19 protein-coding genes and 2 pseudogenes are annotated in these 24178 nt (G+C 42.9%); 8 read left to right on the top strand and 13 right to left on the bottom strand.

Going from position 1 to position 24178, the window contains the following annotated elements; all coding sequences use genetic code 11:
- Positions 1–426: pseudogene (locus ACTL4S_RS15245) on the bottom strand (transposase family protein); the annotation flags it as partial.
- Between the two features lie 141 nt (positions 427–567).
- On the opposite strand from ACTL4S_RS15245, the gene ACTL4S_RS15240 reads away from it, so the two are divergent.
- Positions 568–996: a hypothetical protein gene (locus ACTL4S_RS15240; RefSeq protein ID WP_441299623.1), complete on the top strand. Its 429-nt coding sequence runs from the start codon at positions 568–570 to the stop codon at positions 994–996.
- A 577-nt stretch (positions 997–1573) separates the two neighbouring features.
- A complete protein-coding gene (locus ACTL4S_RS15235) occupies positions 1574–2770 on the top strand; it encodes a PilT/PilU family type 4a pilus ATPase (RefSeq protein WP_005251952.1) in 1197 nt (398 codons plus the stop codon).
- A 75-nt stretch (positions 2771–2845) separates the two neighbouring features.
- On the opposite strand, the gene ACTL4S_RS15230 is transcribed toward ACTL4S_RS15235, so the two are convergent.
- The 10 genes from ACTL4S_RS15230 to ACTL4S_RS15185 form a co-directional block, all read right to left on the bottom strand.
- Positions 2846–4021 (bottom strand): MFS transporter, encoded by a 1176-nt coding sequence (locus ACTL4S_RS15230; RefSeq protein WP_441299622.1) that lies wholly within the window; start codon positions 4019–4021, stop codon positions 2846–2848.
- A gap of 240 nt (positions 4022–4261) precedes the next feature.
- Entirely contained in the window at positions 4262–4636 is a 375-nt protein-coding gene (gene gcvH, locus ACTL4S_RS15225; protein WP_004647068.1) for a glycine cleavage system protein GcvH, read from the bottom strand.
- An 82-nt stretch (positions 4637–4718) separates the two neighbouring features.
- Positions 4719–5747, bottom strand: a complete 1029-nt coding sequence (locus ACTL4S_RS15220; RefSeq protein ID WP_005246182.1) for an AraC family transcriptional regulator — start codon at positions 5745–5747, stop codon at positions 4719–4721.
- A 460-nt stretch (positions 5748–6207) separates the two neighbouring features.
- Positions 6208–8061 (bottom strand): ABC transporter ATP-binding protein, encoded by a 1854-nt coding sequence (locus tag ACTL4S_RS15215; RefSeq protein ID WP_004647067.1) that lies wholly within the window; start codon positions 8059–8061, stop codon positions 6208–6210.
- 226 nt (positions 8062–8287) lie between these two features.
- Complete coding sequence (locus ACTL4S_RS15210) at positions 8288–9541, bottom strand: mechanosensitive ion channel family protein (protein WP_034436448.1); 1254 nt, start codon at positions 9539–9541, stop codon at positions 8288–8290.
- A gap of 187 nt (positions 9542–9728) precedes the next feature.
- Entirely contained in the window at positions 9729–10265 is a 537-nt protein-coding gene (locus ACTL4S_RS15205; protein WP_004731139.1) for a DUF2058 domain-containing protein, read from the bottom strand.
- Positions 10266–10280: 15 nt separating this feature from the next.
- Entirely contained in the window at positions 10281–10955 is a 675-nt protein-coding gene (locus ACTL4S_RS15200) for a YoaK family protein (protein ID WP_005251946.1), read from the bottom strand.
- Positions 10956–10997: 42 nt separating this feature from the next.
- Positions 10998–12194, bottom strand: a complete 1197-nt coding sequence (sstT, locus tag ACTL4S_RS15195; RefSeq protein ID WP_224216630.1) for a serine/threonine transporter SstT — start codon at positions 12192–12194, stop codon at positions 10998–11000.
- A 328-nt stretch (positions 12195–12522) separates the two neighbouring features.
- A complete protein-coding gene (locus ACTL4S_RS15190) occupies positions 12523–14271 on the bottom strand; it encodes a SulP family inorganic anion transporter (RefSeq protein ID WP_441299621.1) in 1749 nt (582 codons plus the stop codon).
- 214 nt (positions 14272–14485) lie between these two features.
- Positions 14486–14803: an ArsR/SmtB family transcription factor gene (locus ACTL4S_RS15185; protein ID WP_004647061.1), complete on the bottom strand. Its 318-nt coding sequence runs from the start codon at positions 14801–14803 to the stop codon at positions 14486–14488.
- A gap of 281 nt (positions 14804–15084) precedes the next feature.
- Here ACTL4S_RS15185 and cysK point away from each other — a divergent pair, with 281 nt between their 5' ends.
- The 4 genes from cysK (at position 15085) to ACTL4S_RS15165 (ending at position 19644) form a co-directional block, all read left to right on the top strand.
- Positions 15085–16083, top strand: coding sequence for a cysteine synthase A (gene cysK / locus ACTL4S_RS15180; RefSeq protein WP_180180759.1), 999 nt, complete (start codon positions 15085–15087; stop codon positions 16081–16083).
- A 185-nt stretch (positions 16084–16268) separates the two neighbouring features.
- Positions 16269–18968 (top strand): heavy metal translocating P-type ATPase, encoded by a 2700-nt coding sequence (locus ACTL4S_RS15175; RefSeq protein ID WP_441299620.1) that lies wholly within the window; start codon positions 16269–16271, stop codon positions 18966–18968.
- Positions 18965–19375 carry a Cu(I)-responsive transcriptional regulator gene (gene cueR / locus ACTL4S_RS15170; protein WP_005262836.1) on the top strand — a complete coding sequence of 137 codons (411 nt, stop codon included), beginning with the start codon at positions 18965–18967 and terminating at the stop codon, positions 19373–19375. Before ACTL4S_RS15175 ends, cueR begins: the two co-directional genes overlap by 4 nt.
- Before the next feature lie 74 nt (positions 19376–19449).
- The gene (locus ACTL4S_RS15165) at positions 19450–19644 is read left to right on the top strand and encodes a heavy-metal-associated domain-containing protein (protein WP_005100179.1); all 195 of its coding nucleotides are present in this window, start codon (positions 19450–19452) and stop codon (positions 19642–19644) included.
- Between the two features lie 94 nt (positions 19645–19738).
- Here ACTL4S_RS15165 and ACTL4S_RS15160 read toward each other — a convergent pair whose 3' ends face one another.
- Entirely contained in the window at positions 19739–20344 is a 606-nt protein-coding gene (locus tag ACTL4S_RS15160) for a TetR/AcrR family transcriptional regulator (protein ID WP_004280405.1), read from the bottom strand.
- Positions 20345–20843: 499 nt separating this feature from the next.
- Here ACTL4S_RS15160 and ACTL4S_RS15155 point away from each other — a divergent pair, with 499 nt between their 5' ends.
- A complete protein-coding gene (locus ACTL4S_RS15155; RefSeq protein ID WP_441299619.1) occupies positions 20844–22625 on the top strand; it encodes an acyl-CoA dehydrogenase C-terminal domain-containing protein in 1782 nt (593 codons plus the stop codon).
- Between the two features lie 83 nt (positions 22626–22708).
- Positions 22709–23878 carry a thiolase family protein gene (locus tag ACTL4S_RS15150; protein WP_441299618.1) on the top strand — a complete coding sequence of 390 codons (1170 nt, stop codon included), beginning with the start codon at positions 22709–22711 and terminating at the stop codon, positions 23876–23878.
- A 207-nt stretch (positions 23879–24085) separates the two neighbouring features.
- Here ACTL4S_RS15150 and ACTL4S_RS15145 read toward each other — a convergent pair.
- Positions 24086–24178 (bottom strand): annotated as a pseudogene (locus ACTL4S_RS15145) (IS5/IS1182 family transposase); the annotation flags it as partial.

Here is a 24178-nt window from a genome sequence, read left to right as displayed (position 1 = left end):
GTGCATGAGGGCCACAGTCCCATCCGGGTACTCCAGAAATGAAATATATTGCCCAACAAGCTTATGATTCAGCTCTGTCGGTTCAAGCAGATAAATACATTTGTCATAGGTCAGGGTCAGATTCTTGGTGACCTTACGCGGTTCCTGCCAGGTAAAAATATCATCCAGTTCAAGATGAGATTCGGTTAATGGCCGATGTAAATTCTTTGAGTTTCGCGCACACTTGGCAAACTTCTGATTGAAATGCTCAATAAAGCAGGGCAGCCAGGCATTTGCCTCGGCAATTGAACAGATACCTTCTAGGCGCATTTCCTTGATCAGGCGATCCTGGAGTGTTCTATTGGCACGTTCCACACGGCCTTTGGCCTGGGGTGAGTTGGCGAAGATAATATCAATATTTAACTCATTCAGAATCCGCCCAAATTTATTGGTGAGAATATAGACACTTTAAATGGGTTTTAACAAGGGCCTTTCGTATAATCGCCATTATGTTAAATAGAATCAAAAAACCTCCAATAAAATCGTTATAGTATTATTGTTTATTGAGTAGATAAGAGAATTAAATTAGTGAAATACCCAAATGAAAAAATAGTAAAAGCTCTCTTACTTTCTCCTTTACCACTACTTTTTTTCACAGCAGTCCTGTTTATCGTAATGAATCAGGAATACAGCCTATACTCGATTTTAGTGGTTCTTGTAGGGCACGGTCTTGTCTACTTGGCTTATTGTATTTTGACTGTACCTTTCAGCTTCATATTCTCAATTCTTTTAAATCGTTATAACAGTCTTAATTTATTAACTATCTGTATTGCCTCTATAATTATTGCTACTCCATTTTTTATTCTTTTTGGATGGAGTCACACAGGAGAAATTTCGAAAGAGTGGTGGAAGATGTATACAGATACATGGACTATCTTTATGGCTCTATTTCCTGGCTTATGTTATTGGCTATTTCTGATTAACCTAAAAGATAAGAAATCAAAGAATATTGAATAAACCATTGCATAGAGATTCTTAAATTTCCCTAAAATTAACATAATACACGTTATACGAAATTCTCTATTTTATTTTATATAAATCATATTTTTATAGTCAAATAAAAAGCCTAACTTAGCTGAATCGGGCTTTTTTAATAATTTACCAAGTTTCACGCCTGTTATTTGAGCAAAGTTCCACGATTTTGTTCAATTTTCATAAACATTATCCTATTTTTCATAATTCATTATTACATCTAATAGAACCGAAATTGGTACATAAAAAATAGGTGAGTTGGTAATCATAAAGAAAGAAAAATAACATTCTATATGTCGCAAATGACAAATAATGAATCGTCTAACAGAATTCAACCTTTAAAATTACAATCCTATTTTTTTGGCAGAGTTGCTTTAAAAAGCTTGAATACTTCTACTTAATTTAATTTTTATTGAAGTAGGTCACATAAATATTAAAAAATATTTTCTTTATAAATCAAATATATTTGAGCATATTTATAAAACGCTGCACAATGAAATTAAAATATTTGGCATAAATCTAAGATTGAGATTTGTGCAGTTGTGCATTTCCGGGGGAAAAGATGTTCACGGCAGAATTGTTGGACGAAGCAAAAAAATTCATGCATCACATGCTGACCAAGGTGGTGGAATATGGCGGTTCAGATTTATTTATTACGGCTGATTTTCCACCGAGTATTAAACATCAAGGCTTAATGAAACCTTTTGGACAGCAGGAACTCACAGCTGAAAAAACCAAGCTGTTTGCCTACAGTCTGATGAATGATAAACAGCGTAAAGAATTTGAAACTGAACTTGAGTGCAATTTTGCCATCACCGTGCCAGGTGTTTCCCGTTTTCGGGTCAATGTGTTTGTACAACAACTTAATGTCGGTATGGTAATTCGTACCATTACTGCAGAAATTCCAAATTTCCAGAAGCTGAAATTACCGGAATCTCTGAAACATGTGATTATGGAAAAACGTGGACTGGTATTGGTAGTCGGAGGAACAGGTTCCGGTAAATCAACTTCACTCGCAGCCATGATTGACTATCGAAATGAAAATTCAGCCGGGCATATCATTACCGTAGAAGATCCGGTTGAATATGTGCACAAGCATAAAAAATCCATGATTACTCATCGTGAAGTCGGAGTGGACTGCCATTCCTGGCATAATGCGCTGAAAAATACCTTGCGTCAGGCACCAGATGTGATTCTGATCGGCGAAATTCGCGATACTGAAACCATGGAACACGCGATTGCTTTTGCTGAAACTGGACATCTGTGTCTGGGAACGCTGCACTCGAACAATGCCAACCAGACTTTGGACCGGATTATCAATTTCTTCCCGGAAGAACGCCGGAACCAGCTATTAATGGATTTGTCATCCAATATGAAGGCAATCATTTCACAGCGTCTGATTCGTACTCAAGATGGTAAAGGCCGTCGTGCAGCGATTGAAATCATGTTAAATACGCCACTGATGTCTGACCTGATTTTGAAAGGTGAATTCCACGAATTGAAAGCGATTATGGCGAAATCGCGTGAACTGGGCATGCAGACCTTTGACCAGGCCTTATTTGACCTGTATAACCAGGGTGAAATTTCTTATGAAGAAGCCTTGCGCAATGCCGATTCGACCAATGAACTGCGCTTACAAATCAAGCTGAAAAGTAACCGACAGGACACTACCGTAGCCACAGAGGCAACCCAATTCACCATGATGCAAGAGCCAAAAGCGGAAGAGAAACAAGCAGAGAATACTTCGGTGTCAGAATAAATATTTGCTCAAAAAATCACAGGCAGAATTTTCTGCCTGTTTTTATTTATCTTATTTATTATTCAATCCATAAAACTAGACGGTTTTACGTTGCACCACCAGCTTAAAATAAATAATACTGCTTAAGGTTAAAATACCGCATAGCATAAAAGCAAACTGATAACTGTAAGCTGCAATGATGGCACCAATCAGCAGTGAACCGATGGCAATCCCCAGATCATAAAAAGTATAAAAAGTTGAGGTTGCATAGCCAATTCGATGCTTGGGCGCTCGTTGAATCGCCAAGGTTTGAATACACGGTTGCACACTGCCAAAGCCCACGCCAACCATGACTGCAGCCAGCATGAATCCCCATAAGGTCTGAATCTGGCTAAGTAAAAATAAACCCAAACTAAAAGCCACCAAGGCCGGATAAATCACATACTGCGGACCTTTACGATCATAAATTTTTCCGGTGATCGGCCGTAAGCTCATCATGGAAATCGCAAAAACCACAAAGAATAAACCTGCATAGGCCATTAAATCCTTGCTGGCTGCGAAGGGTGCGATAAAAGACATGATGCTCGCATAAGAAAAAGAAATCAGCATGGCCAATACTGCGACAGGCAGCACTTTCTTTTCCACAAAATCTGTCAGCTCAAGCGAGGTTTTCTTATTGGTATTTTTGATGATTTTTTCAGGTTCTTTGACCGGAATCAAAAAACAGAAGGCAAATCCGATAAAAACCAAGACGATCAATAGCATGCTGACCTGAAAATAAGACCAGTGTTCAATCAGGCTCAAGCCTATAAATGGACCTAAAACAATCCCCAGATTAACCGACATGACAAAATAGCCCATGCCTTCGCCTTTACGTTGCTCCGGAATAAACTGGTTCACCACAGGCACACAAACTGTAGTCAAGATACTGAACCAGATGCCGTGTAAGAAACGGATGATAAACAGAATCGTGAGCTGATCTGCCAACAGATAAGTAAGTGAAAATAAGCTAAAGAACACTTCAGAAATAATCAGGGTTTTACGCACCCCGAATTTTTCGACAATTAAATCGCTAAAAGGTCGCACTGCAATGGCAGACACCATAAACAAGGTCATGGCCAGACCTGCCTGAGTCAGGTTGCCGCCTAATTCTTTTAAGATGTATATTGGCAAAATTGTGGTTTGCGCAAAATAGAAAATAAATAGAAATAGGTTGTTGGCCAGACAAAGGATAAATGACTTGGTCCATAGTGGCGCTGCAATGGCATTCATGATTTTCCTAAAATGATATGCTGTGAGACGCTGGGCTCAGCATGGGAAATTATTGTTATAAATAAGCGCGACCTATTCAGGAGCGAAGCAGATATGAGCAAGACTTTAGGGAAAATAAGTGAAAAATACAATGATATTTCATGATAAATACATGAAATTTAATTTGAACTGGAAAATGCAACGACGGATCTACAATAAAAAATCAGCCCGGAGGCTGATTTTTTTTCAAGTTAAAATGGCTTATAGGCCAGCTTCATATTCTGTATTGGAAAGCAGCTTTTCGACATCTGCTATATTGTCTGGCTTGATTTTATAGATCCAGCCTTTGCCGTATGGGTCATCATTAATAAAATCAGGATCATCTTCAAGATCAGGATTGATTTCAACCACTACGCCAGACACCGGTGCATGAATATCGGAAGCTGTTTTAACTGATTCAACCACGCCAGCTTGTTCGCCCGCAGTGATATGTGAATCAAGATCTGGTGCTTCTACATAAACCAAATCACCTAACGCATCCTGTGCATGGTCGGAAATACCGGTCACAACAAGATCACCCTCAATGCGCACCCATTCATGTGTACTTGCGTACTTTAATTCTGCAGGATGATTCATTGATAACTCCTTAAAAATCTTAAGATCATTTTTGACATGTTTTATACATTCTTTTTAAGCAAAACAAAAGGCTTATACTTCCTTATAAATAAGGATCTTTGCGCCAGTTGCTCGGGCTGCGACCACTCCAGCGTTTAAATGCCCTGCTAAAATTGGCGACATCACTATAACCCAGTTCATCGGCAATCTGTTCCAGAGTGAAATCTGTCCGGGATAATAACGAGGTGGCATGCCGGTAACGCACTTCATCGACCAGGGTAGAAAAGGAGGTGCCTTCGGCGGCGAGTTGACGTTTTAAGGTGCGGTCAGACATGTGCAAGCGATCCGCCACACTTTCAATACTGAGATAGTGTTGCTCAGCATGGGTCAATATATCCCGGACGCGCATCGCAATCCGATGCCGTTCACCCAAGGCAGAAAGTTCCGTTTCACACTGGTTAATCGCAATCTGGCTGGCAATCGGATCGGCATGCACCAGCTTGTTCATCAGGTAGCTTTTATCAAAGCTCAGAATTAAATGCGGTTGTTCAAAACGGAACTGATGCGTTGGGAACTTCGCCATAAAGCGTTCAAAATCTTCCGGCTTCTTAAAATCGAAGTCGATTTCTCCTGTCGCATCAGTAACACCTGTAATGGCCTTGGCCATACTGATCAGTCCAATCATCAAGGCAATGGAAATTTCGGTGCGCAGAGGTTCAAGCTGAATATCGGTTTGCAGCTGTACCGTGGCTTTGGCACCAAAGGTCGAGAAAAATAGTTGCAGGAAGGGTAAGCGAAGTTGAATAAATCGATTCGCCAAGACCAGCGCATCGGTAATATTATTCGCCGTCATAATCGCATAGCCAATAAAGCCATGAATCGAGATCCGCATCTGTGTGCCGAGATGATAGCCCAAGGTCGGTTCGCCGGTCAGTTTCAGGGCATATTTCACCAGTTCGTTGGCGACAGGGGTTGGAATACGAAAATCAGGATCTGCCAACTGTTCACTAGTCAGGCCAAAAGGTTGGAAAAGCGACTCATTATTATAACCCCAGCGGGAAATGACATCGAGAAGCAGGAGACCGTAAACACCTGGAATTCCTTGGTCTTGGCGTGGAGCAATTGTTTTCATGCGCGATCCGTTGCACTCATTCAAATTTTTTTATTTATAAATAGATATTGGCATGAAGCCGCCAAATTTTTCATTAAAATTGTTGGACAAAATTTTGGCGATTGTGACTCTGCCACTGGCAGATTAGCCTGAATTCAGCATTAAAATCAATTTAAACCGCATAATTTTATTGATGAAATTAAAATTATTTTATTGAACAAGTCGCATCCCAGCATCTGTTTGCTCAGGACAGGACGATTGGTCTAGTTTTATTAAGAATTGAACAGGACTTTATCAGAGCGCTTTCAGAACTAGAGAATTATGTCATTTCATTAAAATGCCAGATAGATGGCAACTTAAGGTTCATCTGTATAGAAGATTTTAAAAAGAAAGGTCTGGGCAAAGTTTTCCTTTTTCCAGACCTGTTTAATATTAAGGACGAGCAAATCATTAGAAGTTTTGAAATCTTCTAGAGATCATATTATTCATGATCTTTTGATGCTTTGACCTGTTGCTGAATCAGCATGCCACCAGTTTGACGCTGCCAAAGTTGGGCATAGATGCCATTTAATGCCACCAGTTCATCATGCGTGCCTTGCTCGGCGATTCGACCTTGATCCAGTACAATCAGACGATCCATCTGGGCAATGGTAGACAGGCGATGCGCAATTGCAATCACGGTTTTACCTTGCATCAAGTCGTCCAGACTGTTTTGAATTGCTGCTTCGACTTCAGAATCCAGCGCACTGGTCGCTTCATCCAGAATCAGAATTGGGGCATCTTTCAGGAACACACGAGCAATGGCAATCCGCTGACGCTGCCCCCCGGAAAGTTTCACGCCACGTTCACCCACATAAGCTTCATAGCCTTTTTTGCCACGCAAATCAGTCAAATTAGGAATAAACTCTTCAGCTTTGGCTTTACGCACAGCTTCAAACATTTCTTCATCAGTCGCATCTGGACGACCATATTTAATGTTTTCCGCGACAGTGCGATGTAGCAGTGAAGTATCTTGAGTCACTAATGCAATATTCTTGCGCAAACTGTCCTGAGTCACATCGTCAATATCCTGACCATCGATTAAGATACGACCCTGATTGATATGATAAAAATGCAGCAACAGTTGAATCAAGGTAGATTTCCCGGCACCTGAACGGCCGACAATACCAATCTTTTCGCCTGGGCGAATGGTCAGATTAAACTGATCAATCACGTTTTTATCATTATAGGCAAAGCTGACATTTTCGAATTTGATTTCACCGTGATTGAGCTGTAGCTCTTTGGCACCCGGTTTATCTTCAATGGCAATTTTTCGACCTAAAGTTTTCATACCATCCTGAATGGTCCCGACATTTTCAAACAGGGCAGAGGTCTGCCACATCATAAATTCGGCAATACTGTTCAGTTTCAGTACCATTGCTGTAGTTGCAGCAATAATGCCCAGCTCGGCCTGACCTTCCATCCACAACCAGATCGCGGTACCCAGTACGCCGCCATATAACACTACACTCAGCAGTAAAATACTGATTTCGTATTGAGCACCCAGACGCATCTGTTTATATACCGTTACCATAAATTCCTGCATTGAGGTCTTGGCATACTGACTTTCACGGCCGGCATGAGCAAACAGCTTCACGGTCTGAATATTGGTATAGGCATCCGTAATACGCCCGGTCATGACGGCACGGGCATCCGCTTGAGCATTGGAAATTTTGCTCAAACGTGGAATGAAATAACACGCTGCACAGATAAACAAGGCTAGCCAGACCATCAATGGAATGATCAGCAAGGGTGAAATTGCACCTAAGACAATATTAATCGTGATGAAATAAATCAGCACATACGCCAGCATGTCACCCAGAATGACCCAGAATTCGCGTACTGCCAGAGCCGTTTGCATGACTTTGGCAGATAATCGTCCGGCAAAATCATTGTGGAAAAAATCCAGGCTCTGTTTCATCAGCAGATTATGAAAGCGCCAGCGTAAACGCATCGGGAAATTGCTATACAAAATCTGATGCTTAATTAGGGATTGGGCGCTAGCGAAAAAAATATTGGCCAGAAGAACAATACTCAGTAAGGTTAAATTGCTAGCATGCTGTTCCAGAAAAGTATCGGGCTGGCTTTTACTGAGCCAGTTCACCAGCTCACCAATTTTTGAATACAGAAAAGCTTCGAAGCTGGCAGCACCGGCAGTACACAGTACCAGAATCAGCAAATAACGGCGGACTCCATAGGCTGCCTGCCAGACAAATGGAAAAAACTTGGTCGGTAAAGGTTGGTTCAGATTTTTGGTGGGATAGGGGTCAACCAGTCTTTCAAGCCATCGAAACATTATCGTACTCTTATCATGCATTTTGCTTTTCGGGAATTATAAAGGATTCTGTTTTTTTAAGCCCGTAATTGGGTGAAATTGCCACAAAATGATTCACTCAATTAAAACTTGGATTATAAAAATTAAACTAAAGCCAGATTTATGCCAGTCAGGTTTTAAATAGATGAGGAAATAAAAAAGCCTGAAATGCAGCAGCACCTCAGGCTTGAGATTGGATGACTTGTGTTTAAGTAATAATAGAAGACGGTTGAGTAAATGCTTCCTTTAAATCAAGACCTGAAGGCGCTTGATACACTTTTAAACCAAATTCCGGAATAATCGCCAGCAGATGATCCATGATATCAGACTGGATATTTTCATACTCCACCCAGGCGGTGGTATTGGTAAAGGCATAAATCTCTAGCGGTAAACCCTCACTGGTTGGCTGCAATTGGCGCACCATCAGGGAATGATTTTTACTAATGCCCGAATGCTGTTGCAGATAAAACTCTACATAAGCACGAAAGGTTCCTAAATTGGTAAGACGGCGCTGGTTATATTGCGAATGATGGCTCAGTTGCAGGTTAAATTGTTCCAGTTCCTCTGATTTGGTATTCAGATATTGATCCAGCAAAATAAAATTTTTCAGCTTATTCTGTTCTTCAGCCGACATAAAATGTACGCTGCTTTGATCAATATGAATCGAGCGCTTGATCCGGCGCGCACCGGCTTCCTGCATACCACGCCAGTTTTTAAAGGTATCCGTCACCAGTTTATTGGTCGGAATCGTGGTCACTGTTTTATCAAAGTTCTGTACCGTAATGGTATGTAATGACATATCAATGACATCGCCATCCGCGTTCAGCGAGGGCATTTCGATCCAGTCGCCAATACGCACCATGTCATAGGATGAAATCTGAACCGACGCCACCAGCGACAAAATGGTATTTTGAAAGACCAGCATCAACACCGCGGCCATGGCACCGAAGCCAGCCAGCAAGGTAAAGACATCCTTTTTCAGGAAAGTGCCGAGAATCATCAGGCCACAGACAATAAAGATAATCAGCTTGACCAGCTGCAAATAACCTTTAATCGGTTTGTTACGTGACTTGGGATTACGCTGATAGACCAGGTTAAAAATATTCAGTAATTCACCAAGAGCTAAGGCAATCGTCAGGAAAATAAAAGCCTGTGCCCCCATTTGCACAAAGGACTCAACCTTGTCAGATAAATGCGGTACCGTGGTAATCCCGTTCATGATCACGACTGCGGGAACAATATTGGCAATCCGGCGAATCACGCTATGCTCAGCAAAAATCTGATTATTGGCAAAAGGCATTCTGGAAATCAGTTGACGTATTCCGCGTACCACAATCTGTTTGGCAAATAGATTGGCAAGAATCGCCAGTAAAATCACAATACTCAGTGAAGATAGCATTTCCAGCCATGGGTACTGATCTGCCCATTCTTGAATATTCCGAATAAAATTAAACTGTTCCAAACGATCTTTCTCTTTAATCAAAAAATTAGGTCAAGTTTATAGTTTTGGATCAGATTTTTTAATATTGGATAACTTTTTAAAACATATCTATTGGTGCAAATCATTCAATAAAAGTCCATACAAATAAAAAAACCGGCGAATTCGCCGGTTTCTAATCTTCGATATTTCAGTAATGATATCGCGATGCTTACCACATCAAATCATCAGGAATGACATAGGCTGCATATGGATCTTCTTCATCGGTGGTTTCTTCATTTTTCTCTGAATTATTCACAATGATAAAGCCCTGCATTTTCGCATTGATACGATCTGCCAGCGCTTTTGGCAAGAAAGCATAGCTGTCATTTTCACGTGCAATGACCAAACTGCCTGCGACCAGTGCATTATAGATCTGCTGGTTTAAATAGACCTTTTTGATTTTGCTGTCATCAATGAACTGATAGACCGCATCGCCGTCAGTATCACGGATTTTGTGCTGATTAATCATTTGCATGATTGCGGCTTTGAGTTCTTTTTCCTGCAAAGCTGCTTTTTTCTCTTGCTCAATCGCCTGATCTTTAGCCATTTTTTGCTGTTTGTCTTGTTCAATCTTGGCCTTGATTTCAGCCTCGGTACCGTCACCGGTGCGTTTTTCATGCACAGCCTGTTTAGACAGTTTTTTGGCTTTTTTATTATCGACCAATCCTGCCTTTAACAATTGTGCCTGCAATGCATTTTTAACCATGAGAATGTCCAGATATTAGTCGTGTTGATGTCGATAACGTAAATAAATCACCCAATACGTGAGACTGAGAACCAGACTCAGCACTGCCGGGATCAGGAATGCATTTAATTTTAAATAAGGATATAGCCAGCTGGCAAGAATGCCGCCGCTTAAAAAACCGAGCAAAATAAGCAGATGCAAAACCACGCGTCGTGATTCTACCTCCAAACCGCGCAAACGGTAGCCCATCGCCAAGCCAAGGTCGGTCAGTACGCCAGATAAATGCGTGGTGCGAATAATGGCGCCTTTATAATGGCTGACCATGGCATTTTGCACACCCATGGCGACACAGGCCCATAACAAGGCATAGCGCGGGAAATAGGGCAATAATAACCAGCAGATCAAAATAAAAATAGCCACCAAGCTTAAAGGGTAACCATAAAGCTGCCCCAGGCGAAAGTGACTATTTCCAAGAATGAGCCCGCTATAGGATGAACCAATGACATAGCAGAGTGTGACCAGAAAGAGATACAACATCTGTTCTGGTTGCCAGTTCAGCAGGGCCATGGCCAGCATACTGACATTACCGGTCATATGTGAAACAGACTGGTGCAGTACCGTCACCAGACCCAGGACGTTAATCATGCCGGCATTGACCGCAAGAAAAAACGCCCCTAATTGTATCCAGGTAGGTAAACGCTGTAATGGCATAACAACATCATTGGCTAAACATATTGATTAATCAATATAAAATCAATTTGATGCGCGGTCTACTGCTGTAGTAAATAAAACATCGGTCGATGAGTTTAGCGCAGTTTCAGTAGAGTCCTGCAATACGCTGATGACCATACCAATCGCAACGACTTGCATGGCGATATCCGAAGAAATACCAAACAGGCCACATGCAACTGGAATCAGTAACAATGAACCGCCTGCAACCCCTGAAGCGCCACATGCCGAAACGGTTGCCACCACAGAAAGAATGAGCATAGTGCTGAAATCGACGCTAATCCCCAAAGTATTTACAGCCGCCAATGACAATACAGTAATGGTCACAGAAGCACCTGCCATGTTGATCGTAGCACCCAAAGGAATTGCGATACTTGAAGTTGATTCCTTGACGCCCAGACGTTTTGCCAAGTCCAGATTGACTGGAATATTGGCTGCCGAACTACGGGTAAAGAAAGCGGTAATGCCACTTTCGCGCAAGCAAGTGAATACCAGTGGATACGGGTTGTTGCGTGTCATTAAGGCAACCAGAAGCGGATTAATTACCAGTGCAACGAAAACCATCGTTCCGAGCAACACAGCAAGTAAATGTACGTAACTGGTCAGCGTATCCAGACCAGATTCAGCAAAAGTCACTGCGACCAGACCAAAAATACCCAAAGGTGCAAAGCTGATCACTAAACGAATCACATAATTCACTGCAAAGGCTGCATCATTCAAAAGCGTTTTGGTGCTATCCGATGCATGACGGAAAGCGATGCCTAATGCCACTGACCAAGCCAGGATGCCAATAAAGTTTGCTTCAGCAATCGCAACAACCGGGTTGGCAACAAAGCTGAGCAGCAAATTCTTCAGGATTTCTACCAGACTGCCAGGCGGCTGCAAGTCAGCTTGTGCAGCAATATCCAGGAACAGCGTACTTGGAAATAAGATACTTGAAACCACAGCGCTCAGCGCAGCAAGGAACATACCAACCGCATACATCAGCATAATCGGTTTGATGGCAGCGTTGGATTGGCCCACCTTAAAATTCGCGATAGAAGCTAACACTAAAATGAAAACCAGAATCGGTGCAACAGACTTCAAGGCTTTAATAAACAGGTCGCCCAATAGGCTTAATGAGGGAGTAGCTTCGGGAAATACCACAGCCACACCCACACCTAAAATAATGGCGATGATGATTCGAGAGACTAAGCTCATGCGCATAAGGGCAGAAAACATAAGGTTGCCTTGTGAAAATTACGAGGGCTAAATTTGGGAAAAAGTTGCGCTATTTTATACTTAATTTAAACAAGGCTTAAAATATATTTTTATATAAAAACCAAGATATTGATATTGTTGATTTATTCTAAAACTAATTGCTCTAAAACAGCGCTTATATTGAAGAAAAACTTCCTAAAATGATGAATAAATCAGCGCTTTTAAAATTATATTCATGAAATAAATATCAAAGTTAAATAGATAAATTCAAATTATATTTGAAAATTCAGAAAAAACTGCACTTATGACCAGCTGGAATCTCCGACCATAAGTTCCAGTATCTGCTGTTTTAAATCGTATAATCTTTATGCTGCTCGAAGATCTCTGGCGCCAGGTCCTGAATCGCCTGAAAATGGGTCAGATAAATGCGCCCGCTCAAATGCGTCATCAATTTAGAAGCTTGCAGCTTGTCCATGACCGGACCTTTGACTTCGGCAAAATGCAGGCGAATATCCAGTTTGGCCAGTTCCGTATTTAAATCTTCCAGCATTTCCAAGGCACTCAGATCAATCGCACTGATGCTGGAACAGTTGATAATCACATGTTGTAGCTGGTCATTCAGGCTGATCTCATTGATTAGATAACCTTTAAAGCTATTGGCATTCAGAAACGTCAGATTCTCATCAATCCGCAGTGACAGCACCCGATCGGAGGTACTGACCTGATGACGCTGAATATTGCGAAAATGCTGGGTTCCTTCCACCAGACCGACAACCGCAATATGCGGCCGGCTGATTCGCCATAGCATCAGCACAAAGGTCGAAACGATCCCAATAATCAAACCAGTGGAAATATCAATCAGGACCACGCCGAGAAAAGTAATCCACATGGCAAGGCCATCTGCCTTGGAATAGCGCCAGGCATCAAAAAATGGCTGAAAATTAACCAGCTTCCAGATGGAAACAATAATCGTCGCGGCCAGAATGGTCAGCGGCAGATCTTCAAAAAATCCGGTAAAGAACAGGCTCACGAAAATAATCAGAATTGAGGATAAAACACCGGCCATAGGTGATTTAGCACCGGCATCGGCATTCACCACCGTCCGCGACAGGCTGCCCGTCACGGGAAAAGCTGAACTCACGCCCGCACTGATATTGGCCAGACCGAGTGCGATCAGCTCCTGATTACTGTTTAAATGACTGCGTTGCTGTAAGGCTGTCGCTTGAGCAATCGACAAGGATTCCACAAAACTGATCATGGCGATCATGCTGGCACCCGGTAACAAGGTCATCACCAATTCCCAGTTCCAGTGTGGAAAAGACAAGGGTGGAAAACCGGAAGGAATTGCACCGACCGTCTTAATACCCTGAAGCTTTAAATCCAGAAAGACAATCGCTGCAATGCCGAGACATACCAGAATCAGCGGCACTGCACGTACCAGAAAATCTGTAGAGCCGATCCGGCTTTGTACAGCCTGAGATTTTAATAACTTGGGCAAATAGATTAGCAGACCGATAGAGAGCAGGCCGAAAATCAGGCTCGGCACGTGCAGCAACGGGAAATATTGCAGCAAACTGCTGACAAACTCCGGAAGATTATTGGCTTTTAAAGGAAGATCGACCAAAAACTTTAACTGCCCAAACGCAATCAATAAGGCAGAGGCAATAATAAAGCTTTGAATCACGGGATGACTGATCAACTGGATCAGAAAACCAAAACGGAATAATCCCAAAAGCAGGGAAATAATCCCGACCATCAGTGCCAATAAGGTCGCAGCTTCGATATAGACCGGTGAGCCGACTTCAAAAAGTGGATTGAGCGTAGCAAAAGTCATCATGGAAATGATGGCTACCGGGCCAATCGATAAAGTCGAACTCCCACCGAGCAGGGCATAAATGATCATCGGCAGGATGCTCGCATATAAACCCATGATCGGCGGCAATCCTGCCAGCATGGCATAGGCCATCCCTTGAGGCACCAGCATTGCCACCACAATCAGGGCGGCTAGCACATCGGACTTAAATTTGACCGGCGTATAGTGGCTTAACCATGCCCAGGCAGGCAGTTTATGCAGAAGTTTAGACTTGGAATTTGGCATAAAAAGGTCTAAATCACAAATATAGATATATTATGCACAAATTCTGCTAAGAAGTCTTAGCTGATCTAGCTTCTTGATGATTCATGTTTAAAATGAATCATCTGGGTCAGTCACGTATCATTCGAAAACTTATGATCGTGATCTTAATGATTTAAAACGACATCAATAAGAGTTTAAAGAAATTCATCTTGATGACTGAAAAAAGAAAGATTCTTTATTTAGCTGGATTGCCGCAATACAATCGATAAAGGGTATTTAAGACCACAATCAAATTTTGATCTTTAATTGAATAATAAATCTGTTTGCCATCGCGTCGGGTATCTACCACATCGCTTTTACGCAGCATCATGAGCTGTTGGGAAAGAGTCGGCTGTTTAATCTCAGTTATTTCCTCAATTTCTGAAACATTCAGTTCCGCTTGAGACAGATGACATAAAATGAGAAGACGGTCGGTATTGGCCAGAGATTTTAAAATGCCGACGACCTGTTCTGCTGAATCGCGCATAGTCGTGATTTCAAAATCGGTTTTCATTCAATATGTCCATTATAAAGTTACAGCCCGCTAATTATACGGGTCTTAGCCCGTAATACCTTGCTAAAAACAGTTAAGTTTTATGGTTTTTAATGAATTGAATTATCAATTAAAATTATATTTTAAATATTGATAGATAAGATAAATTTATTGCATAGTGCAGAAAGTATTTTAGTTCACATTCGTGCAATGAAGTGCAAGTTTCATCAAACATCTACAAAGCAAAAAAATGCTTGTATGATGTTTAAGCGACTTAAACCAATAACATCAGGGATATCATCATGAGTACAGATTCAGCTTTTCCAACACCGAATAATTTAGGTATAGCGGTTTATAGTAATAATGCAGACGCGATTGGAAATACACCGCTTGTTCGTATTAATCGTGTGATTTCCGCTCCGGCCACGGTACTTGCGAAAATTGAAAGCCGTAATCCGGCATTTTCAGTCAAGTGTCGTATTGGTGCAGCGTTGATTAATGATGCTGAAAAATCTGGCAAACTCAAATCCGGTATGCATATTGTCGAGCCAACCAGCGGCAATACCGGTATTGCATTGGCTTTTGTTGCGGCAGCCAAAGGTTATGACATTACTTTGACCATGCCTTCAAGCATGAGTATTGAACGCCGTAAGGTGGTGAAAGCATTGGGTGCCAATCTGGTACTGACTGATCCGGCCAAAGGCATGAAAGGCGCGATTGAAGAAGCACAACGTCTAGTCAATGAAAATCCTGAACTGTACTATCTACCACAACAGTTTGAAAATCCTGCTAACCCTAAAATTCATGAAGAAACCACGGGTCCAGAAATCTGGGAAGCGACTGCGGGAAATGTCGATATTCTGGTCGCAGGTGTTGGAACAGGTGGAACCATTACCGGTATTTCACGCTACTTTGAAAAGGTAAAAAATAAGCCTTTATATTCAGTGGCGGTGGAACCTGCTGAGTCTGCAATTATTGGTCAGGCCAAACGCGGTGAAGACATTACACCTGGACCACACAAAATTCAGGGGATTGGTGCCAACTTCATTCCGGGCAATCTGGACCTAGACCTCGTTGATGAAGTAATCGCCATTAATAGCGCAGATGCAGTCGAATGGGCACGTAAAACAGCAGCTCAGGAAGGTATCCTGGTCGGCATTTCAAGTGGCGCGGCTATGGCAGCAGCGGCACAATTGGCGGCTCGCCCTGAAAATGCCGGTAAAAATATTGTGGTGATTTTGCCAGACGGTGGTGAACGTTACCTGTCTTCGATCTTGTTTGAAGATATTTCTGCCGAATAACATTGATGCATTTTATATTTTAAATACTGCCATACAAGCCTGAAGTCATCTTCGGGCTTTTTATTGGGTGATTTTAAATCGCAGCAGGACGCTGCATTATTTTTAAAATAGTCAGATGAAGGACTTGACCTTACCATGATGGGAATGTTTAAGCTATAACATCAACAATGAGTTGAGGTGTGGAGATGGGCATGGCAGAACAAGACAGCAACCGGTTATATGAACAGCAGGTGCAGATTGGCGGTATGACCTGCGCCTCCTGTGTAGCTCGGGTGGAAAAAGCCTTGAAAAAAATTGAAGGTGTGGTCGAGGCATCTGTCAACCTGTCGACTGAAAAAGCTTTTATTAAAAGCCAGCAGCCGATTGCTGCCGTTGCGCTGGTTCAAGCAATTGAAAAATCCGGTTTCGATGTACCGACGCAACAGTTTGATTTGAACATTGAAGGCATGACCTGTGCATCCTGTGTGGCTCGCGTAGAAAAAGCCCTAAAAAAAGTGGAAGGCGTGCTGGATGCACAAGTGAATCTGGCTACTGAAAAGGCGCATGTGAGTGCGATCAATTCTGTGCCATTGTCCAAACTAACTCAGGCAGTGCAAAAAGCTGGTTTTGATATTCAGAGCGACCGGATTGAACTGGCTATTGAAGGTATGACTTGCGCTTCATGTGTGGCACGGGTTGAAAAAGCTTTATTGAAAGTAGAAAGTGTCAGCGAAGCACAGGTCAATCTGGCCACCGAAACTGCCTGGGTGAAAGCCTCACATTCCCAGATTCCGGCCTTGATTGCTGCCGTGGAGAAAGCAGGTTATCAAGCCACAGTAAAATCCGGTACGGATATGTCGGCAGATAGTCATGGTGCTTTTCAAGAAAAGAAAGCCAATGAAACGGCACAACTGAAACGAGACTTATGGCTTGCAGTCATTCTGACAGCGCCTGTATTTATTCTAGAAATGGGCTCGCATCTGATTCCGGCTTTTCATCATTTTATTGCGCATACGCTGGGAACCCAGAACAGCTGGTATCTGCAGTTCGTGCTGACCACTTTGGTACTGATTATTCCGGGACGGCGTTTTTATCAGCATGGGATTCCTGCATTATTACGTCTGGCACCGGATATGAACTCGCTGGTGGCCGTTGGAACCATTGCCGCCTATGGCTTTTCCTGTATTGCGACCTTTTTTCCGCAGTTGTTACCGCAGTCCACCGTGCATGTGTATTTTGAAGCGGCCGCCGTCATTGTCGCGCTGATTTTAGTGGGGCGCTATCTGGAAGCCAAAGCCAAAGGGAAAACCTCAGAAGCGATTCAGTATCTGATCGGCTTGCAACCGAAAACAGCCCGAGTACAACAAAATGATCACTGGGTTGATCTGGCAATTGCCGATGTACAACAAGGCATGCTGATTGAAATCCGTCCGGGTGAAAAAGTCGCCGTCGATGGTGAAGTGGTTGCTGGGCAAAGTTATATTGATGAAGCGATGATTAGCGGTGAACCTTTGCCTGTGGCCAAACAGGCTGGCGATCAGGTTGTCGGCGGTACGGTAAACCAGAATGGAACCCTACAAATCAAAGCTACTGCGGTCGGCCAAGATTCGGTACTGGCGCAGATTATTCAGATGGTAGAACAGGCGCAAGGCTCAAAACTGCCAATTCAGGCGGTGGTCGATAAAGTGACTTTATGGTTTGTGCCGGCTGTTATGGCACTGGCGGCCTTGACCTTTATGGTCTGGTTCCTGTTTGGGCCTGAGCCGAATCTGACCTACGCCTTGGTAAATGCGGTCGCCGTACTGATTATTGCCTGTCCATGTGCGATGGGGCTGGCGACTCCTACTTCAATTATGGTCGGAACTGGCCGTGCAGCAGAACTGGGCGTGTTGTTCCGTAAGGGCGAAGCATTGCAGTTATTGCAGCAAACCAAAGTCGTCGCGCTGGATAAAACTGGAACCTTGACTGAAGGAAAACCATTGCTGACCGACTTTGAAGTCACCGCTGATTTTAATCAGCAGACCGTATTACAGCTGGTGGCTTCGGTAGAGGCCAAGTCAGAACATCCGATTGCCCACGCCATTGTTCAGGCTGCTCGCGAGCAAGAGCTGGAACTGATGGACGTGACGGATTTTGATTCGATCACTGGTGCAGGGGTAAAAGCACAGGTTGCTGGTCAGCAGCTGCATATCGGTGCAGAACGTCTGATGCAGGACTTGGGCTTAAATGTCGATCTGTTTAGAGCCACTGCACAAAAGCTCGGTGATCAGGGTCGTAGTCCTTTATATGTAGCGATTAATCAGAAACTGGCTGCGATTATTGCAGTAGCCGATCCGATTAAACCAACTACTTATAGCGCGATTCAGGCCTTGCATGACCAAGGTCTTAAAGTGGCGATGATTACCGGGGATCACCAGCATACCGCACAGGCGATCGCCAAACAGTTGAAAATCGATCAGGTGATTGCCGAAGTCTTGCCGCATGAAAAAGTCAATGCAGTACGACAACTCCAGCAGCAATACGGCGTGCTCACTTTTGTCGGGGATGGAATCAATGATGCACCGGCATTGGCCCAGGCCGATGTCGGTATGGCGATTGGAACCGGTACCGATGTCGCGATTGAAGCAGCCGATGTGGTGTTGATGTCAGGCAATTTACAGCATGTGGCTACAGGCATTGGTTTAAGTCAGGCGACCATGCGCAATATTAAACAGAACCTGTTTTGGGCCTTTGTCTACAATATTGCCTTAATTCCGATTGCCGCGGGTGTGCTTTATCCATTTTGGGGTATATTGTTATCGCCAATGTTTGCCGCAGGTGCGATGGCGTTGTCCTCCGTGTTTGTCGTCAGCAATGCCTTGAGATTAAAAGCCTATCAACCGGTGCAGTTTAAGGAGTCAGTATGATGAATATTGGTCAGGCGGCAAAACGTTCTGGCATCTCTGCGAAAATGATTCGTTATTATGAAGACATTGGTTTGTTGCCGGCTCCGAAACGCAGTGATACAGGTTATCGGGTTTATAGTGATGCGGATATTAAAATCTTAAGTTTTATCCAGCATGCACGTGAACTGGGATTTTCTTCAGAGCAGATGAAAGAATTACTCGGCCTGTGGCTGAACAGCTCACGCCAAAGTAGTGAGGTCAAACAGTTGGCACAAAAACATATCCAGTTTTTACAACAGAAAATTGCCGATATGCAGCATATGCTATTAATTTTACAGCAATCGGTTGAGCAGTGTGCCGGCAATGAACAGTCCGATTGCCAGATTTTAAAACAGATTGAACAGGGTATCATTCCTGGGCAGCACTGACCTGATCTTCAATTAAATTTAGGTTAAATATAGTCTGCTGAATCCTATAAAAAACCGATCCTATGGAGCTAAACATGAAATTCCGTATTGAAAACATGACCTGTGGTGGCTGCGCGCGCAGTGTCACGGCTACGATTAAAGATCTGGATGAAAATGCTACTGTGAATATTGATGTGGCGACTAAGCTGGTTGAAGTTGAATCGACAGTCAGTGAGTCTGAGATTGTTGCAGCTTTAACCGAAGATGGTTTCCCGCCTGTGGCAGCCTGATCGTTGTCGTGTTAGATCACTCTTAATGATCATATGAAATCATACAGCCAAATAAAAAATGCCTGATCGAATCAGGCATTTTTTATTTTAGTGATTATACCGATGAGATTTTATCTGGCGTCATCAGCGCCTGATTAATATACAGCTTAATCAGACGTTCACGTGACCCAATCGCTTTTTGGTAATTGGTCGAATTTAATAACAGCGAAGCGCCATAGGTGACTGTCCAGATATAAGACAAATAATCGCGAATCGACATGGCACTTTCTAAAGCCACCAGATAATCATGGGTGATGTCTTTAATCCGGATAATCCGTTCTTCACGAATACGATAAAGCTCCTGAAATAATTCTTTCAGATTTTTCTCGTTATTGGTTAAACGCTCTTCAATGACATGCAACAGGATGGTTCGGTTTGAATTGAGCATGTGATAGAGCATATATTGTGAAACATAATTTTTAATATCGTTATTATGCTTTTTTGATATTTCTAGAATTCTTTTTTCATTCAGAATAATCAGTTCTAAATATAACTGGTTCTTGCTTTTAAAATGTTTGTAGATGGTTCCTTTTGCGATGTCCAGTTCACTGGCCAGCTCACTCAGGGTAATGTCCTGATTATTATCCAGTAGCAGGCTTTCCGCCATGCTCAGGATCTTCTCTTTACGAAGAAGGAAGTTCTGCTGTCTTACAGTCGTCATCTTCTTGGTCCATACTTTTCGAAAAAGAACCTTTCAAGAATATGCAATTTTGCACGCGATGGCTATAAAACTAAGGTCGTGATATTTATCTCATTTTGTATATTTATGCAGCAACTGCTGACAAATAAAAATAGCAATGCTAAGCGGACAGAAATATTGTCAAGAAAACTGAACCCTAGAGATCAACTTTGCTAAATAAAATTCCATTTTCAGCATAATTATTTTATTGTTTCAGCGCACGAAGCTAAATCCTTCGACTGTTTTAAGCCCATATTTATCCGGGTTTAGTACGGAAAGTAGATCAATATTAAGCTGGCATATTCAGTCACTTATACTGAACATGAAGACGTGGTTTTTAAGGCAACTTTATGAATCTAGATATAGATTTAATACTGCAAGAATTGGATATCACGATTTTAAAATCGCCCGCTTGGATTCTAATGAAAATTAGAAAATATTTGGCAACAGGATTGAGTATCACCCTTTAAGGAATTTAAAAATGCCGATTTATAATGCGCCGCTAAAAGACATGGAATTTATTTTAAATGATGTATTCCAAGCTGAACAATTTTGGCAAGGTAATGAAAATCTTGCACATTTAGATATGGCGACGGCAAATGCAATTCTGGAAGAGATGGCCAAATTTTCTAAAAATGTCATTCTTGACCTGAATCGTCCTGCTGATGAAGAAGGTGGTGCTCAGTTTAACAATGGTGTGGTGACGACACCCAAAGGTTTTAAAGAAGCTTTCAGACAGTTTGCCGAAGGTGGCTGGGTCGGTCTGGGTGCTCCTGAAGAATGGGGCGGGCAAAACATGCCGAAGATGCTCACGGTTTTGGCCGATGAAATGATCTGGAGCACCAATCCATCTTTCATGCTTTACCCGCTATTAACGGTGGGTGCAGGTATGGCGATCAATGACCATGCCTCACAGGAACAGAAAGAAACCTATTTACCAAAATTCTATACGGGTGAATGGTCGGGCACTATGTGTCTGACCGAACCACATTCCGGTACAGATCTTGGCATTATCAAGACCAAAGCTGAACCGAATGAGGATGGTTCCTTCAACATTACTGGCACCAAAATTTTTATTACCAGCGGTGAGCATGACCTGAGTGACAATATCATTCATCTGGTGCTGGCAAAAACTCCAAATGCACCAGCAGGCTCACGTGGTATTTCATTATTTATTGTGCCGAAATTCCTGGTCAATGCCGATGGTTCGCTCGGTGAACGTAATGCAGTCGCTGCCGGTTCGATCGAACATAAAATGGGAATTAAAGGCTCGGCGACCTGCGTCATGAACTTTGACGGTGCCAAGGGCTATATGGTCGGTAATGAAAATGAAGGTCTGGCCGGCATGTTCGTGATGATGAACTACGAACGTTTATCTATGGGGATTCAGGGCATCGGTGCAGCAGAATTTTCCTACCAGAATGCGGCACAATATGCGACGGACCGTTTACAGGGCCGTGCATCAACTGGTGCAAAATCTCCAGAAAAACCAGCCGATTCAATTCTAGTCCATGGCGATGTACGCCGTATGCTGCTCAATGTACGTGCTAACAATGAAGCTTCACGTGCGTTTGCGGTGTATGTAGGTCAACAACTGGATATTACCAAATACTCAACCGACCCTGAAGCGGTGCGTAAAGCGACTGACCGTGTGGCGCTGTTAACGCCAATCGCCAAAGCTTATTTGACCGACAAGGCACTGGATTCTGCACTGGAAGCGCAAATGTGCTTCGGTGGTCATGGCTATATCCGTGAATGGGGCATGGAACAGTGTATTCGTGACCTGCGTATTTCACAGATTTATGAAGGCACCAATGGCGTGCAGGCGATTGACCTGATTGGGCGTAAAACCACCAAATGTAATGGGACTTATATCGCGGAATATATTGCTGAAATCCGTGAATTTGCCCAAAATTTAGATGATTCATTGACGATTAAAACGGCGACATTAGAAGCCTGCCAACAACTTGAAGATATCACCAAATTCATCGTCGAGCAGTCTAAGCTGAACCCTGATTTTGCCAACGCGATTGCTGTCGATTATTTACATGCGGTTGGGCTGCTCAGCTTTGTCTATATGTATGCGCGGATTAGCAAAGCTGCTGCAGCCAAAGACGATAACTACTTCCAGAACAAACTGGTACTGGCCAACTACTATATGGCCAAAGTACTTCCGGATTTGAGTGCACGAATCCAGCGTATTCAGGCCGGTGCGGAACTGGTGATGCAGTTGCCTGAAGACTATTTTACCGCACAGGCTTAACCAGCAATGATTGCGAAGGACTAGCCCTACAGCGCTTTGGCTATGTAGGGTGGATAACAATGATGAAAAAGGATGAAACTAAAATGATCGTAATTGTAGATGCAGTACGTACCGCGATGGGCGGTTTTCAAGGTTCACTTTCAAGCTGTACCGCACCGGATTTGGGTGCTGTGGCAATTAAAGAAGTGGTGGCACGTGCAGGTCTGTCGGCCAATGATATTGATGAAGTGATCATGGGCTGCGTACTGCCAGCCGGTTTAAAACAGGGTCCGGCACGTCAGGCCATGCGTCAGGCAGGTTTACCGGATTCAACTGGTGCGACCACGATTAATAAAATTTGTGGATCAGGCATGAAGGCGGTGATGCAGGCAGCAGATGCGATCAAGGCCGGCTCAGCAGAAATTGTGGTAGCTGGTGGTATGGAATCGATGTCAAACGCACCCTATTTAATGGACAAGGCACGTGCCGGATTCCGTATGGGACATGGCAAAGTGACGGATCATATGTTCCAGGAAGGTCTGGAAGATGCTGAAACAGGTCTGTCGATGGGAATTCTTGCTCAGGAAATGGCAGATAAAAAGGGCTATACGCGTGAGCAGCAGGATGACTATGCGATTGGCTCATTAAATAAAGCTATGACCGCCGTTCAGCAAGGCTTCTTTAAAGATGAAATCGTGCCGGTCACTGTCAGCAGCCGTAAGGGCGATGTGGTAGTGGAGCAAGACGAACAGCCTTTAAATGCCAAAGCAGACAAAATTCCAACTCTGCGTCCAGCGTTCAAAAAAGACGGAACCATTACTGCGGCAAATGCCAGCTCCATTTCTGATGGTGCGTCAGCACTGGTAATCACCTCAAGCGAAATTGCTGCACAGCGTAACTTAAAACCATTGGCTAATATTCTGGCCTATGCCAGCCATTCGCAGCATCCGTCAGAATTTACTATTGCACCTGTTGGTGCGATTGAAAAAGTCTTGAAAAAAACTGGTTGGGATGCTCAGGATGTTGACCTTTGGGAAATCAATGAAGCTTTTGCTATGGTAACCATGTTAGCCATTGATGGATTTAAACTTGATCCAGCAAAAGTAAACATTAATGGCGGTGCTTGTGCACTTGGTCATCCATTGGGTTCTTCTGGTTCCCGTATTATTGTGACCTTGATTCATGCCTTAAAACGTACTGGCGGTAAGAAAGGTATTGCATCCTTATGTATCGGTGGTGGGGAAGCGACTGCGATTGCTGTGGAACTGGTTTAAGCCCATCCTAAATCGTATATTCAGTTAGCGAACTAAATACTGATTCATTCAAAAGTTGCTGCTCTTGGTTCGCCAGGAGCAGGGATTCTTTAAATCATATTAATTTTTAAAATACACAATAAAATCCATATTTTCAGACTTTGCTGATCCCATTCCATCTATATTTTTACTATAAAAATTACTTTTTAAATTAGGGTCTGTTGACATTTACTGTTCATAATTAACCCTATAAAGGTAGCCATAAAAATATACAGGCTAAAGCAACAGAACTTTGATAATTTCTTTTGAGCTTGTCATATC

Origin of the sequence: Acinetobacter lwoffii, assembly GCF_052078135.1 — a bacterium.
Lineage (GTDB): Bacteria > Pseudomonadota > Gammaproteobacteria > Pseudomonadales > Moraxellaceae > Acinetobacter > Acinetobacter lwoffii_Z.
This window is presented reverse-complemented; position numbering and strand designations above follow the sequence as displayed.

Coding starts and splice junctions, on each gene's coding strand:
- sstT (WP_224216630.1), bottom strand. CDS start 12,194: ATGTTTTCTGCCCTTATGCGCATGAGCTTAGTCTCTCGAATCATCATC.
- ACTL4S_RS15220 (WP_005246182.1), bottom strand. CDS start 5,747: ATGAAAACAATTGCTCCACGCCAAGACCAAGGAATTCCAGGTGTTTAC.
- ACTL4S_RS15235 (WP_005251952.1), top strand. CDS start 1,574: ATGTTCACGGCAGAATTGTTGGACGAAGCAAAAAAATTCATGCATCAC.
- cueR (WP_005262836.1), top strand. CDS start 18,965: ATGATGAATATTGGTCAGGCGGCAAAACGTTCTGGCATCTCTGCGAAA.
- ACTL4S_RS15155 (WP_441299619.1), top strand. CDS start 20,844: ATGCCGATTTATAATGCGCCGCTAAAAGACATGGAATTTATTTTAAAT.
- ACTL4S_RS15215 (WP_004647067.1), bottom strand. CDS start 8,061: ATGTTTCGATGGCTTGAAAGACTGGTTGACCCCTATCCCACCAAAAAT.
- ACTL4S_RS15190 (WP_441299621.1), bottom strand. CDS start 14,271: ATGCCAAATTCCAAGTCTAAACTTCTGCATAAACTGCCTGCCTGGGCA.
- ACTL4S_RS15200 (WP_005251946.1), bottom strand. CDS start 10,955: ATGCCATTACAGCGTTTACCTACCTGGATACAATTAGGGGCGTTTTTT.
- ACTL4S_RS15230 (WP_441299622.1), bottom strand. CDS start 4,021: ATGAATGCCATTGCAGCGCCACTATGGACCAAGTCATTTATCCTTTGT.
- ACTL4S_RS15150 (WP_441299618.1), top strand. CDS start 22,709: ATGATCGTAATTGTAGATGCAGTACGTACCGCGATGGGCGGTTTTCAA.
- ACTL4S_RS15160 (WP_004280405.1), bottom strand. CDS start 20,344: ATGACGACTGTAAGACAGCAGAACTTCCTTCTTCGTAAAGAGAAGATC.
- ACTL4S_RS15165 (WP_005100179.1), top strand. CDS start 19,450: ATGAAATTCCGTATTGAAAACATGACCTGTGGTGGCTGCGCGCGCAGT.
- cysK (WP_180180759.1), top strand. CDS start 15,085: ATGAGTACAGATTCAGCTTTTCCAACACCGAATAATTTAGGTATAGCG.
- ACTL4S_RS15205 (WP_004731139.1), bottom strand. CDS start 10,265: ATGGTTAAAAATGCATTGCAGGCACAATTGTTAAAGGCAGGATTGGTC.
- ACTL4S_RS15185 (WP_004647061.1), bottom strand. CDS start 14,803: ATGAAAACCGATTTTGAAATCACGACTATGCGCGATTCAGCAGAACAG.
- gcvH (WP_004647068.1), bottom strand. CDS start 4,636: ATGAATCATCCTGCAGAATTAAAGTACGCAAGTACACATGAATGGGTG.
- ACTL4S_RS15175 (WP_441299620.1), top strand. CDS start 16,269: ATGGGCATGGCAGAACAAGACAGCAACCGGTTATATGAACAGCAGGTG.